14 protein-coding genes are annotated in these 14162 nt (G+C 40.5%); 4 read left to right on the top strand and 10 right to left on the bottom strand.

Annotated elements, in window-relative coordinates:
• Positions 1 to 241: 241 nt before the first annotated feature.
• The 10 genes from rpsU to BV214_RS08565 all read right to left on the bottom strand — a co-directional run bounded on the left by rpsU (position 242) and on the right by BV214_RS08565 (position 10537).
• Positions 242 to 436 (bottom strand): 30S ribosomal protein S21, encoded by a 195-nt coding sequence (gene rpsU, locus BV214_RS08520; protein ID WP_086477081.1) that lies wholly within the window; start codon positions 434 to 436, stop codon positions 242 to 244.
• Positions 437 to 653: 217 nt separating this feature from the next.
• On the bottom strand, positions 654 to 995 hold the full coding sequence (locus BV214_RS08525) for a DMT family transporter (protein ID WP_176328485.1): 342 nt from the start codon (positions 993 to 995) through the stop codon (positions 654 to 656).
• Between the two features lie 151 nt (positions 996 to 1146).
• Positions 1147 to 2286 carry an acyl-CoA dehydrogenase family protein gene (locus BV214_RS08530; protein ID WP_086477124.1) on the bottom strand — a complete coding sequence of 380 codons (1140 nt, stop codon included), beginning with the start codon at positions 2284 to 2286 and terminating at the stop codon, positions 1147 to 1149.
• A 43-nt stretch (positions 2287 to 2329) separates the two neighbouring features.
• On the bottom strand, positions 2330 to 3253 hold the full coding sequence (locus BV214_RS08535; RefSeq protein ID WP_086477083.1) for a ComEA family DNA-binding protein: 924 nt from the start codon (positions 3251 to 3253) through the stop codon (positions 2330 to 2332).
• Positions 3254 to 3408: 155 nt separating this feature from the next.
• Positions 3409 to 5223: a sodium-dependent transporter gene (locus BV214_RS08540; RefSeq protein WP_086477084.1), complete on the bottom strand. Its 1815-nt coding sequence runs from the start codon at positions 5221 to 5223 to the stop codon at positions 3409 to 3411.
• Between the two features lie 167 nt (positions 5224 to 5390).
• Entirely contained in the window at positions 5391 to 7454 is a 2064-nt protein-coding gene (locus BV214_RS08545) for an amino acid carrier protein (protein WP_086477085.1), read from the bottom strand.
• Between the two features lie 100 nt (positions 7455 to 7554).
• A complete protein-coding gene (locus BV214_RS08550) occupies positions 7555 to 8562 on the bottom strand; it encodes a potassium channel family protein (protein ID WP_086477086.1) in 1008 nt (335 codons plus the stop codon).
• 2 nt (positions 8563 to 8564) lie between these two features.
• A complete protein-coding gene (locus tag BV214_RS08555; RefSeq protein ID WP_086477087.1) occupies positions 8565 to 8792 on the bottom strand; it encodes a PspC domain-containing protein in 228 nt (75 codons plus the stop codon).
• A gap of 9 nt (positions 8793 to 8801) precedes the next feature.
• Positions 8802 to 10085: a DUF2851 family protein gene (locus BV214_RS08560; protein WP_086477088.1), complete on the bottom strand. Its 1284-nt coding sequence runs from the start codon at positions 10083 to 10085 to the stop codon at positions 8802 to 8804.
• A gap of 137 nt (positions 10086 to 10222) precedes the next feature.
• A complete protein-coding gene (locus tag BV214_RS08565) occupies positions 10223 to 10537 on the bottom strand; it encodes a rhodanese-like domain-containing protein (RefSeq protein ID WP_086477089.1) in 315 nt (104 codons plus the stop codon).
• A 191-nt stretch (positions 10538 to 10728) separates the two neighbouring features.
• Between BV214_RS08565 and BV214_RS08570 the strand changes: the two genes are divergently transcribed.
• The 4 genes from BV214_RS08570 (at position 10729) to BV214_RS08585 (ending at position 14117) form a co-directional block, all read left to right on the top strand.
• Positions 10729 to 11175, top strand: a complete 447-nt coding sequence (locus BV214_RS08570) for a MarR family winged helix-turn-helix transcriptional regulator (protein ID WP_086477090.1) — start codon at positions 10729 to 10731, stop codon at positions 11173 to 11175.
• A 32-nt stretch (positions 11176 to 11207) separates the two neighbouring features.
• Entirely contained in the window at positions 11208 to 11840 is a 633-nt protein-coding gene (locus BV214_RS08575; protein WP_086477091.1) for an NAD(P)H-dependent oxidoreductase, read from the top strand.
• 26 nt (positions 11841 to 11866) lie between these two features.
• Complete coding sequence (locus BV214_RS08580) at positions 11867 to 12445, top strand: YceI family protein (RefSeq protein WP_086477092.1); 579 nt, start codon at positions 11867 to 11869, stop codon at positions 12443 to 12445.
• Positions 12446 to 12719: 274 nt separating this feature from the next.
• Complete coding sequence (locus BV214_RS08585; protein WP_086477093.1) at positions 12720 to 14117, top strand: anthranilate synthase component I family protein; 1398 nt, start codon at positions 12720 to 12722, stop codon at positions 14115 to 14117.
• Positions 14118 to 14162 lie beyond the last annotated feature (45 nt).

The following is a 14162-nucleotide window of genomic DNA, read 5'->3' on the forward strand; positions in this document are numbered from 1 at the left end:
CAAAAGTTTGTTCCCACGGAAATTAAAACCAAGTATTTAATATCCATAGTCAAGAACCTTTATCCACTAAAAGCAATTGGCTACCAATAGAAGCATTGCACCCAGCAACTTAATCATTAAAATAATGACCCCAATCGACCTGGTAATCTCCACACCAAGAAGCTGGAAGCAGCAATTGCATTAAATAAAAAAACGCCCTACCATATTGGCAGGGCGTTTAAATCTTATACAGAATAGGGGTTTATATTTCCTCTTCGTCCCTAAGATGTTGAATATACGCGGCTTTCTGTCTCTGCGCTCTGTTTAAAACAGATGGCTTAGTGTACTGCTGACGCTTTCTCAATTGTCGCATTCTACCGGTCTTATCGAACTTTCGCTTGTAACGCTTCAAAGCTCTATCTATATTCTCTCCTTCTTTTATTGGTATTATTAACATGGGCGATAACCTCCTCTCTTTTGTGATTAAGGCTGCAAATATATATCATTAATCTTCAAATACCATCAAATATTTTAAAAAACTTTTTAAAACCTCCATTGACCCTATTTCATCCTGCTAGCAGTTCCCTACATTCACATATTGAATTACCAATAAAGACTAACAGCATGGGTAACTACCTATGGATCTAGAAGCCATTCACAAATCTTGAAAACCCTTAGGCAGCTTCTCCAACCACCTGAAGCCCGATTACAGAAATAACCAAAGTGGAAAGAAAAAACAGTCGCCAAAAAGTAACTGGCTCCTTAAACATTAGTATACCTGCTATGACCGTCCCAATGGCACCGATCGCACCCCATACCGCATAAGCCGTACCAACGGGGATCGCTTTCTCTCCGCCCATGGCTTTAAAAAGAAGGAACATACTAATACTAACGCTCACTACAAAAGCTCCCAGCCACATCCACATCTCTTTACCCGATGTTTGCTGTGCTTTTCCCAAACTAATGGCAAATCCGGTTTCAAACAACCCCCCTAATAACAATAACACCCAATTAATATTCATTATAATAAAGTATAGTGATTAAACTTGGGATAGCCTTATTGCTAAGCCCTTTAACCCTAACATAGGCCAAGAAAGCGAAGAAACAAAATTAACACAGAAGCTATAACCCCCTCCTTTCCCGGATGGGTTGCTATATATTATCCACTTATTTTAAAATATTTCTTGCAATGACGATTTTTTGGATTTCGGTAGTTCCTTCACCAATCGTACACAATTTAGAATCGCGGTAAAATTTCTCCACCGGATAATCCTTGGTATAACCATATCCTCCGTGAATTTGAACCGCCTCATTAGCAGCTCTAACACATACTTCGGAGGCATACATCTTTGCCATAGCGCCCAACTTGGTGACATTGCGACCTTCATTTTTAAGAAAGGCCGATTTATGTAGTAGCAACTCTGAAGCTTCAATTTCCGTTGCCATATCTGCCAGTTTAAACGAGATGCCCTGAAATTGACTAATAGGTTTACCAAACTGCTCTCTCTCTTTGGAATATTTCAAAGCAGCCTCATAAGCTCCTTTGGCAATGCCTAGTGACAATGCGCCTATGGAAATCCTACCTCCATCCAGTATCTTCATGGATTGAATAAAGCCTTCCCCTACTTCCCCTAATCTATTGGCATCTGGAATCTTACAATTGTCAAAAATCAATTCAGCAGTTTCACTTGCGCGCATGCCTAATTTGTCTTCCTTTTTACCGCTAGTAAAACCAGGGGTACCCATTTCAATTGCAAAAGCGGTCATTCCGCGGCTATCCCCTTTCTCACCAGTCCTGGCTATAACCACAGCGATATCCCCACTTTTCCCGTGGGTAATAAAGTTCTTAGCCCCGTTAAGCACCCAATGATCTCCCTCCTTTACAGCGGTAGTGTTCATTCCTCCAGCATCAGAACCGGTATTGTGCTCTGTTAAACCCCAAGCCCCTATCCATTCAGCTGTAGCTAACTTGGGAATCCATTTTTGTTTTTGCTCCTCCGTCCCAAAGCTCAAAATATGGTTGGTACACAAAGAATTATGTGCAGCTACCGATAACCCAATTGAGGGATCTACTTTGGAAATTTCTTCTATAATACTAATATACTCGTGATACCCCAATCCGGAGCCACCAAGTTCCACTGGAACCAGCACTCCCATAAAGCCCATCTCTCCCGCTTTTTTAAACACTTCTACTGGAAAGGTTTGCGCCTCATCCCACTCCATTACAAAAGGCCTTATATATTGTTCAGCGAACTCCTTTGCGGAAGCAGCTACCATTTTCTGAGTTTCAGAAAAATCGAAACTCATTGTATTAGGGGTATCTATAACCATTATATTAGCTGTTACTATTTTATAATTGCAAATATAACTGAATTATATCTAATTTTTCGGAAGGAAAATCTTCAATACTCAATAGTTGATCGAAAGAGGTGAAGGCCCCGTTCCTATCTCTATAGGCAACAATCCGATAGGCAAGATCGTAATTAAAATAAACCAACCCCACTAATTCGGAGGCAGGGGCCTCATTGATATTTATTTTCACTATTTCCGGGACAGTTCCAATTTTAAACTGTTGCAAAATTCTTTGGACCACCTCCCCTTCCAAACCGTAAACATGTGCCAATTGTTCTTCCTTCACAAAGCCTCCCAGCCGATCTCTAAATTTCACAATTCTACTGGATAATACTGTTCCCACGCCAGACACCAACTTTAGATCGGCAGCGGTTGCATTATTAAGGTCTTTAAGAACCAAGCCTGCTGAAGAAACTTCCTCCTTTAACTCGGAAGCATACGCCAATTCTTCATTGTTTGAAGTGGCACCCATTTTTTTGAAATTGGATCGCCTTGGCGATTGCGTCCATTCTGGAAACTTAAAATAAGGAGCTATGGCCTGTAATAGGGAATCGGAAATTAAAGTGACCTCCTGGAATTCCCGGGCAGAATTAACAAAAGTATTGTTTGCTCTAAACGAATGCAATCTATCAATTTCTTCTGGAGACATCCCTAACACATACCCTTTATAGTCCGTAATAAAATTGGGATTAAAGTCATACACCTCCATGGAGTCCCGTTTGGCGGATGCTATTTTAAGTTGATCTATTTTCTTCTGAAGCTCGTTATCTACTTCTATCTGGGGTTCAAGGCTAGCACAGAAATACCCACTGCCAACATAAAAGAAGCCTTGAAGCGAAAGAATGATGAACAATAAAAAGAAAATCCCATTTCGTTCTTGTTTATTAAAACTGAAATGGGATTTTATCGATTTTTTGCGCACAGCTTACTCCTTTTGCCTTTCTACAATGTCATCGTTCTCGGAATACGAGTCGGGCTCCTGCTTGGGAGGCGTGGTTAATACCCTATAAAAAAAATAGAGTGCAACGAGGACAAAAACTCCTTGCGATATTATCATAACAGTTAATGCGGATGAATTCATATGGTAGCCCTCCCTTCTTTTCTTCTCTTTTTATATGCTAAATATACTAATATTGAAATAAATAAAAACAAACCTACTAATATAGACCTACCGATGTTTCTATAAAACACATCATTCACAAAGTCTCCCTTCGCAATTTTATCTCCAGGTTTAATCCTATCCCCTACGAGTACGGTGGTATACTGATCCTCATCGAAGACATATTCCTTATAGTCTGTAAATGGCTCATACAAGGCCATATTTTTATTTTGGTCGAATCTTTTCCGGGTATTTTCGAAAGAAAATTTAATATAGTGGTCTCCCACCTCTTCTACCGTTCCTACGGCTTCCCCAGCTCTATCAAAAATCTCGGCATAGTAGACATCGGCAAAGGAAGACCTGTTAAAGGTATCTTGGTGCGTCAATTTATCAATCATACTAGGTATACTGGCCACAAAGACCCACCCCAATAACAAGGGGGTTACATACTTAATAATGTATTTATATATAATGGGAATCTTAATATCGGCCCCCAAATTAATTTCCTCCCATCCTTTATTGATGCCAAAGACCCATGAGTACAGAATAACCTCGAAAAATGCAAAAAACACCAAACTCACGGTACCGGCCCAATAGTCAAAATCATCAAACACCCCTTCCTGGAAATAGAAGACGGTAGGCAAGCCCAACAGCAGGGCCAAGCCACCAAAAGACCAGGCTCCCTTTGTACTGTTCCAACCAAACTCATCCTTCATAAAACCCAACCAAGGAGTACCCATTGCCAGGGAACTTGTAATTCCCGAAAAGAACAACAATCCAAACCACATCACCCCAGCAATTGCTGCTAGGACAGGCCCCCATTGCTGAAACAAATACGGCATGGTTTGAAAGGCCATTCCGAAACCGGCATTATTCATTACCCAATCTAGCCCCAAATAACCAGCTGCGATCGGAATAACGATAGCACTACCAACAACCACCTCCACAAAACCGTTCATAAATCCTGCCGTGATAGAGTTAAGTGCAATATCGTCCTTACTCTTAACATAGGAGGCATAGCAATGAATGGTCCCTAGTCCTACGGATAGGGTAAAGAATATTTGCCCAGCTGCTGCCAACCACACTTTTGGATTAAGCAAGGAATCGTACTGCGGCGTCCATAAAAAGTTAAGTCCGTCCCAAGCATTGGCATTTGGAAAAAGATCCGAAGCCCCACTAGTCCCCAAGGTATACCCTCTAATGGCCAAAAGTATTCCAAATAGTATTAACAGAGGCATCCCTATTTTAGCCACCTTCTCTACTCCTCGTATCCCTTTAGAAAGAATAAAAGTATTGATGCCGAGACAGAGTACGAAGAAAACAACCGCTTCATAAGGAATCCCGGTAGAGCTCTGGGTAACATCTACATACGAGTTAAAGAATCCTGCTACCTCGGCCTGTGTCATACCCGAAAAGGTCCCTTTTAAGGAATGAAACACATAAGACATGGTCCAAGATTCTATATAGGAGTAATAGGCAACGATAGCCAAATTGGTAAAAATCCCAAATACCCCAATATATTTCAACACCCTTCCCTTTACCATGGAATCCAAGATATAGGGTGTACTGTGATTCCCGAACCTACCTCCATAACGGCCAGAAGACCACTCTATGAACAACATGGGAATCCCCATCAATAAGAAACAGACCAAGTAAGGGATAATAAATGCACCTCCTCCATTCTCAACAGCTTGAACAGGAAATCTTAAAAAATTTCCCAATCCCACAGCATTTCCGGCCATTGCTAAAATTAACCCTAAACGCGATCCCCAAGATTCTGTTGATTTTGCCATCCTTTACTTAAAACGATTAATTGGTCCTTAAATTAAGTGGCGCAAGATCGTAAAAAAAAATAGTTAAACCCCCATTAAACATAAAATTCCGCTTATCCCATTGCACTTAAGGCAACGTTAAGCGGAATTTTTTGTAAGAATCTTAGCTTTTTTCCGTATGAAACAATCTAAGCTTTTTGTTTTTTGTAAAGCTGATTGGTTTTAAGCTTAGTCCAATACCCCTTGAGATCTGTTTTAACCTCACCAGACATAATATACAAACCAATAATATTTGGGAAAGACATAGCTAAAATCATCATATCGGAAAAATCCAGTACGGCTCCCAAACTAACAGAGGCACCGATTACCACAAAGACCAGGAACAGCATTTTATAGGCAAACTCTACCTTCTTGCTTTTTCCAAAGAGGTAGGTCCATGCCCTCATCCCATAATACGACCAGGAGATCATTGTTGAAAAGGCAAATAGGAAAACTGCAAGTGCCAGTACATAGGGGAACCAAGAGATTACGCTCCCAAAGGCATCGGAGGTCAGCTGAGCACCTCCCAGGCCGCCCACTTCGTGCATCCCGGTAAAGATAAGTACCAAAGCGGTAAGCGTACAAACCACTACGGTATCTATAAATGGCTCTAACAGCGCCACAAAACCTTCAGACGGAGGGTGATTAGTCTTTGCGGTACTGTGTGCAATAGCTGCAGACCCTACTCCTGCTTCATTGGAGAAGGCTGCTCTCTGGAAGCCCACTATCAGCACCCCTATTACCCCACCTTTTAAGGCACTCGGACTAAAAGCACCGTCCACTATTGCGGAGAATGCCGGTCCTATATTTTCTATATTGATAACAATAACGGCCAACGCAGCAATTATATAAATAGACGCCATAATAGGGACTACTCTACCGGTAACCTTTGCGATGCTGCTAATACCTCCAATTATCACAACCCCTATCAGAACGGCAGTTATAATTCCAAAGTAGAAGCCCATACCCTGTAAGGCTGGGAATTGTCCGGAAAGTTGCTCAAAAGACTGGTTGGCCTGGAACATATTACCCCCACCAAAAGAGGCGCCAACTGCTAAAATAGCAAATAGGGCGGCCAACACCTTCCCAAATCCTTTCATATTGCGTTTTTCTAGACCATAACGCAAATAGTTCATAGGACCACCAAATACACGTCCGTCTGGAAGTATTCCTCTATATTTTACTCCCAAGGTACACTCTACAAATTTTGAGGACATACCCAATAAACCACAAACGATCATCCAAAAAGTAGCTCCTGCGCCTCCCAAGGAAATGGCGACTCCTACTCCGGCAATATTCCCTAGTCCTACCGTACCGGACACCGCTGTTGCCAAAGCCTGAAAATGGGTCACCTGTCCTGGTGCATCGGGGTCATCATACTTCCCCCTAGCCAAATCAATGGAATGCCTAAAGCCCCTGAAATTGATAAAGCCCATTCTAATGGTAAAGAAGAAAGCACCGATCACCAACCAAATCACAATAAACGGAATGGCCTTCTCTTGCTTATCACCATTGGGATGCAAAATTGGAACGGGCTCGTCGTACTTAACACTAGCCAAAAAATGAGCTCCTTGCTCTATCAAGTGCTCTACATTTTCCGGATTATATACTACCCCTCCCTCCTTGGCAAGATACTTTAATTGACCTGCCACAGGTGAGGTTATGGTATCAATTTCACTGCCATTGCGAGAGAGGATGGCAATTTTATCTCCTTTACCAACCTTATTCCCTTCAGGGACAAGCCACTCTTCTAAAATAAACTTCCCTTCCATGTCTGAAGACCAATTTGGAATGCTTATTAGTTTTTCATCTGCATAAACTACGGGGTCATATATTCCGATGGCTGCAAAGGGATCCCAGAAAAGCACAGAGCCCATAGCACTCACTGCTGGCGTCATAAAACCATTAAACACCTCTGTAATGGCCTCGGTTGGCACGGTATACTCTTTGGTAACAGACTGTCCGCCAGCATCTGAAATAGTAACGGTATAAGCCAATCCCTCTACTAATCCACTAGACTGATTGGAAGTTAAAGGAGTTGCTTGATTGCTCCACTTATATTGATAAGGAGGCGTCCCCCCATCCACTTCTACTTTAATGACTCCGTCGTTAATACGGGTTGAGGGATTTAAAAGCGTTTCCCTTACTATCAGTTCTTGAGAAAAGAGGGTAAGGGAAAATAGGGAAATAAGGAAAGTTAGGTTTTTTTTCATAATTGGTTAAAAAGGTTCAGTTTTCGATGGTTTTCGTTAAACTATTGGGGCAATATCATAAAAATAATCAATGCAAAAAAATTTATCGTTTGAAAAAAGGTCAATCAATTTGGAACATTTCGTTCAGTTTTTTGATCTGTTCGGGTCTCCCCAAAACAATAATCTTACTCCCAGGAAGCAGCTTAACATCCGCTTCGGGATTTATAATATAGGCTCCGGAAGGATCTACATAGCCAATAATGGTACAACCAGTTTTTTTCCGAAGATCTAAATCCCGGATAGAATTGGTTTTGGATTTACCTATAATGGCATCTATGGACAATTCCTCTAGGTTGGTAGTATCTCCACCTTCCATAGATAGTTTGTCCATAAAGGTAATAAGATCGGGCATCACCACTAGAGACGCCATATGATCTCCCCCTATTTTATCTGGCATCACCACTTTATTAGCACCGGCAAGCCTTAGCTTCTTTTGAGAAGTAATCTGTGCCGCCCTACTGATAATGATTAGATTTTTGTTCAATTGTCTAGCCGAGAGAACCACAAAAAGGTTGACAGCATCATCTGGCATAGCGGCTATTAGGTACCGAGCCCTCTTTACGCCCGCCTGTTGCAAAAATATATCATCATTAGCATCCCCTTCCACAAATAGAACATCATCTTCAAACCGCTCTATAACCTCTCGGTCCTTTTCCACAACCACAAAAGGTCTGTTATACGCTCTTAATCTTTCTGCAGCCTGACTCCCATTTCTACCATATCCGCAGATGATAACATGGCCTGATAAACTTGCTATTTTATTTTTCACTTTTTTCTTCTTTAAAATTTGAAGTGAGTTCCTACTAAGAAGATATTCCGTTATCACCGAAATGGCAAATGCAAAGATAAATACACTGGAAACAATCAATGCTACTGTGAACAACTTGGAAGAAACGTCCAAGGGCCTAACCTCAGAAAAACCTACCGTAGTCACGGTAATAATTGTCATATAAAAGGCATCTACCCAGGTATAGCCAGATAGAAATCTATACCCCAACACTCCAAACAACAATACTAGCACCAACAAACTAAGTGCTAAGTACATTCTGGAGCGGAAAAATCTAATCATGTTTATAGATCAAAAACGGAAGTTCTTTTAGTGTACACCAAATCCTTTATCCTAAGCCAAAATGCCATAAACAGGTAAAGAGCAAAGCCAAAACCCAGGGTGACAAAAGTGAGGTATATAAATGAGGTTCTCACTACCCGTGTCCTAATTCCCAGGCGTTCTGCAATACGGCGGCACACTTCAAACCCCCTTTTCTGAAAATAATAAAGTATGGAATAAAAAATTTTCATGTTCTAAAATTAGGCTTTTCCTTTCAATAATCCATGACCCACCACACATTGTAGGCATTTATTTTTAACGCAGTACTCATTGTACAGTTGCAATACAGCCTGACTCTCCAAAGCGGTAGGCAAAGAAACCTTAAGATTCTTGAATCCACTTATCACACGGTTACGCTCTGCCTTCACCCCAGAAATGAGATGCACCAACTCCTCACTCTTATCCTCCCCTAGGTGTTTATAGTACCCCATTTTTATTGGCAACACGGTATTTACGATTAATAGATCCATAAAATCTGGGCTCAATTTCTTAGGGTGTGCACCGGACTCCTTTCCAAAGGTGTAATGCCTATCCCAATAGGAACTGGCCTTAACGGCAAACAAACCATATAAGTCCTCTACAGATTTGGCGGCCAATACTTTGCTAAATATATTTCTATTCAAAAAATACAGATTGGCCAATTGGGACAATCTTATGGTAGGGAAATTAGAAGGCCTCAACCTAAAGAATTGAGGTTGCTGAAGCGGCCCCTCCAAAAGTGGGAATTTACTCTTTAAAAACTGAAACTCCTTTTTTAAGCGGTTAAAGTAGTCGCAACCATGGACCTCTTGGGACAATAGACCTGCCATTCCAAAGAATGTGCTTTCCAATTGCAGGAGATTGCCCTGAATTTTTCGAATGATGGAGAAATCCAACTTCCTTGCCATCTCGTAAAAGGCATCCCCGTTAATTTTCAACCCAAAATTCTTCATCATCATGATAAAAAACACCTTATCCCAATCGTTCCTAGATTCATTTAGAAGATGGTCTACTAGGGTCCATTTCCGTTCCAAACGTTCAAAATAGAGTCGCTCCAACCAATTATCCCAAACAACGGAAGGCTGTCTAGTAACCTCCTCCCCACAATTGAGAAAACCTTTTTCTTGTTGATAGAATAACCCCTGATACGCTACCAACAACTCCTTATCTATAAAGTTCTTAAGAACCAAGGTGGGGATTGCCGTATTATCACTTCTATAAACATGTACGTCGTCTTCCCAGACCACATGCAGTATTACGTTATTATAATTGGGGTCTTGCTCGTGGTGGTGGGCGTACCAATCTGAAGATTTAATATGGATTTCTACGGTTCCCGCCCATAGCTGCTCCCCTATTTGGATTTTGGCATTAAAAAAATCTGGACCTGCCAAAAAATTATGCACCCCCACTTCAAAAACCCCGATGGGCTCATTATTGGAGGTGCAAAGTTTTCTGTTGCCAAATTTTTGGTACTTCCAGATATAATGCAAAAGATCTTCCCGCATAATCCAAAGTAAGAAAAATAATCCAATTTAGCCACACTCATCATTTTATGAGGGTTTTACTAGGACCATTACTCCTTATATACAGACTGGATTCTTATGGAAAGGCAAATGGTTAGCTAGGGGTTAGGTTTATTGACTTACTCCTCAATAATTTCACCTTCCCATTCCATGATGCCACCTTGAAGATTATAGGTGTTCTCAAAACCTAGTTTATTCATAATGGCACAGGCCTGTCCACTTCTATTTCCGGATCTGCAGTACACATAGTAATTTTTGGATTTATCTAACTTCTCCAAAGCCGTGATAAACTCTTGACCCAAATGAATATCTATATGAGTCATATTAGGGAGATACCCCTCCTCTACCTCTTCCGGTGTTCTAACATCCAATACGAATGCATTTTGATCGCTTTCCAATTGCGCACTCCATTCTTCTTGTGATAAATCTGCCATAACATTTTAGTTTAAGTTTTCAAAAATAAGGATTTTACTAATTTCCAAATAGAATTTTAAACGAAGCTTTCCCAAAAATAAAATCAAATCCAAACTGACCCACGCTGCTCTTTTAACAAAATTTTATTATTCAACAATATTGAATATCCAGAAAGAGACCGTACATTTGTATATACAATTGTTGTATAGACATGAAAGTAGAAAAATTAATTAAGACAGATAAACCTATCCCGCTAGAGAGTCGGACCATTATCCACATTAACCTTGTATCCAACAAAATTAATGAGGTAATGAATCAGGCAATAAAACCGTACGGGATATCCTTACAGCAATTTAATGTTCTTAGAATTTTAAGGGGACAGAAGGGAAAACCCGCCAATTTATCTACGGTGAATGAAAGAATGGTGACGAAGATGAGTAACACTACCCGACTAATTGATAAGTTGATAATTAAGGGGTATGTAAATAGGGTTGTTTGTCCTAGTAACCGCCGAAAAATTGAAATAACCATCACTCCTAAAGGAGAAACGGATTTAATAAAAATAGATAAAGCCATTGCTTTGGCTCAAGAAGAGATCCTACAGGATTTAAGCAAACAGGATCTTAAGGAGTTAAACCAGTTATTGGATAAGTTTTAAAAACAATTTCTAATTTTCCATACCTATATATAATGAGTACCTACATAGACATCTTAAATTGGCGATATGCCACCAAAAAATTTGACACCGATAAGAAAGTATCCCCAGAAAAACTGGAAAGCTTATTGGAAGCTGCTTCCTTAAGCGCCTCCTCCTACGGCTTACAGCCCTACAAAATATTTGTTGTAGAGGATAGGACTATCCGGGAAAAATTAAAACCAGCCGCATGGGGTCAGGCTCAAATTACAGAGGCCTCCCATTTAATAGTGCTGGCCAATCAAGTCACTTACGGAGAGGAATTAATAGATGATTACTTAAAAAACCTCAGCACCACGCGTAACGTTCCTTTACAGGACTTAGAGGGGAGGGCCGATTTTATGAAATCTAAACTAGTACCCCTTTCCGATTCGGAAAAAGAAAATTGGACCGCTAGACAGGCCTATCTAGCCTTAGGGAATTTACTGTCTGCGGCAGCCGATCTAAAGATAGATAGCTGTCCGATGGAAGGTTTTGATAGCGAGGAAATTAACAACATCCTAGGTCTAAACGAAAAAGGGTTGAATGCTGCAGTTTTGCTAGCCATTGGCTATAGGTCTGCAGAAGATGGCACCCAGCATCTGAAGAAGGTGCGTAAGCCTAAAGCAGAGTTAATTACACTTATATAAATAAACTTTAAATTAAAATTGAAATTATGAGAAAAAATGCATTGACATTGGTATTGGCAGTAGTAACAGGATTTACTGCTATCGCATCTAACCCAGTAGAAAACGAAGAAAAAGCCGTTAAGGTATCTGAAAGTACCGTAACCTGGAAAGGATATAAGGTAACTGGTTCCCATTATGGTGTTATAGATTTGAAGAAAGGATCCCTAAAATTTAATAACGATCAGTTAACTGGAGGAGAGTTTGTAGTAGATATGACCAGCTTGGTTTCCCATGATCTGGAAGGAGAATACAAAGGTAAATTGGAAGGCCACTTAAAATCTGACGATTTCTTTGGTGTTGCTACTCACCCTACCTCTAAATTAGTTTTCACAAAAGTTACACCAAACGGAAAAAACTCGTACAAGGTAACCGGAGATCTTACCATAAAAGGAAAGACCAACCCTATTACTTTTGACCTTTCCATATACGGAAGCAAAGCTACTGCTAATTTAAAGGTAGACCGCTCCTTATATGACGTAAAGTACGGATCTGGAAGTTTCTTCGATAACTTAGGTGACAAGACTATTTATGATGAATTTGATCTAGTGGTAGACTTAGTATTCTAAGCCACCCATAAGATTTGTTTAAAACCTCACATTTGTGGGGTTTTTTATTTTTTACACAACACTGTGTTTGTACTTTTAAAATTCCTTCCTATATTTGACACTCAATGAAGAACAATATAACTAATACTTGGTGGTGGATTAACTTACGAAAAACATCGTGAGCAAAGCACCATTGTAGTATATCTATACCAAAAGGCTTGTCATCACGACAGGCCTTTTTTCGTTTAAATAAAGTAAAACCCTGGTTTATACGGTCAGAAATAAAATAAACAAAATGACATACCCTTTAGTATCGCATCATAAAAAAATTCTCGCAGACACCATTACCCCGGTAAGTGTTTACCTTAAAATTAGGGATCGCTTCCCAAATAGTATCTTATTGGAGAGTAGTGACTACCATGCCAATGACAATAGCTTTTCTTATATCTGCTGCAATCCCATTGCTTCCATTACCTTAGAGAACGAAGTATTGGTACAAGAATTCCCCGATGGCAGCATTGAAGAAATCCAGGTGAACAAGGATACGGACATTCCGTTATTACTTCATCAATTTAGCCAACGCTTCCAAACATCGGACAACAATTTTAAGTTCATAAACAATGGGCTTTTTGGCTACATGGCCTACGATGCGGTTAGGTACTTTGAGGATATTAGTATTTCCAAAAAAGAAAATAGTATTGCCATCCCAGATATTCATTACGCGGTCTATAGCAATATAGTGGCCATTGATCACTTTAAGAACGAGGCCTACATTTTTGCCCACTGTTACGAATCCGAAAATAATATCGCAGAGATAGAGCAGCTGCTAAATGTTAAAAACTTTGCCTCCTACAATTTTAGAAAGACCGGGGATCCCATTTCGAACCTACAGGACAACGAATACAAGGAGCAGGTAGCATTGGCACAGAAACATTGCCGTAGAGGCGATGTTTTTCAACTGGTGTTGTCCAAGCGATTCTCGCAAAACTTTAAGGGGGACGAATTTAATGTGTACCGCGCCCTACGTTCCATTAATCCATCGCCCTACTTGTTCTATTTTGATTATGGCGATTTTAAAATATTTGGTAGTTCGCCCGAGGCTCAATTAATCGTAAAGGATGGCAAGGCAGAGATACACCCTATTGCAGGCACCTTTAAACGAACCGGGAATGACGAACAGGATGCCGAGCTCGCCAAAAAACTAAAAGTAGACGACAAGGAGAATAGCGAGCATGTTATGCTTGTAGACCTAGCCCGAAACGACCTAAGTAGAAATGGGAACATGGTACAGGTAGAAAACTATAGGGAAGTACAGTTCTTCTCTCATGTAATTCATTTAGTATCTAAAGTTACTGGCCAAAAAAAGGACCACATCCCTACTATGAAAGTTGTGGCAGATACCTTTCCTGCCGGCACTCTCAGTGGTGCTCCCAAACATATGGCCATGCAACTAATAGAAAAATACGAAAAAACCAATCGCGGGTATTACGGGGGAGCCATTGGATTTATGGACTTTAACGGAAACTTTAATCACGCCATCATGATCCGTACTTTCTTAAGCAAGAACCATCAGTTGCATTATCAGGCAGGGGCTGGATTGGTAGCGGCCTCCAACCCTGACCTAGAGTTGGAAGAAACCTATAACAAATTGGGCGCCCTAACCAAAGCTTTGGAAATAGCAGAAACCATTTAACCTTTGTCTTTTAAAGCTATTTAAACCCAACGGAGAAAGACCCAA

Source organism: Arenibacter amylolyticus (assembly GCF_002150785.1).
Lineage (GTDB): Bacteria > Bacteroidota > Bacteroidia > Flavobacteriales > Flavobacteriaceae > Arenibacter > Arenibacter amylolyticus.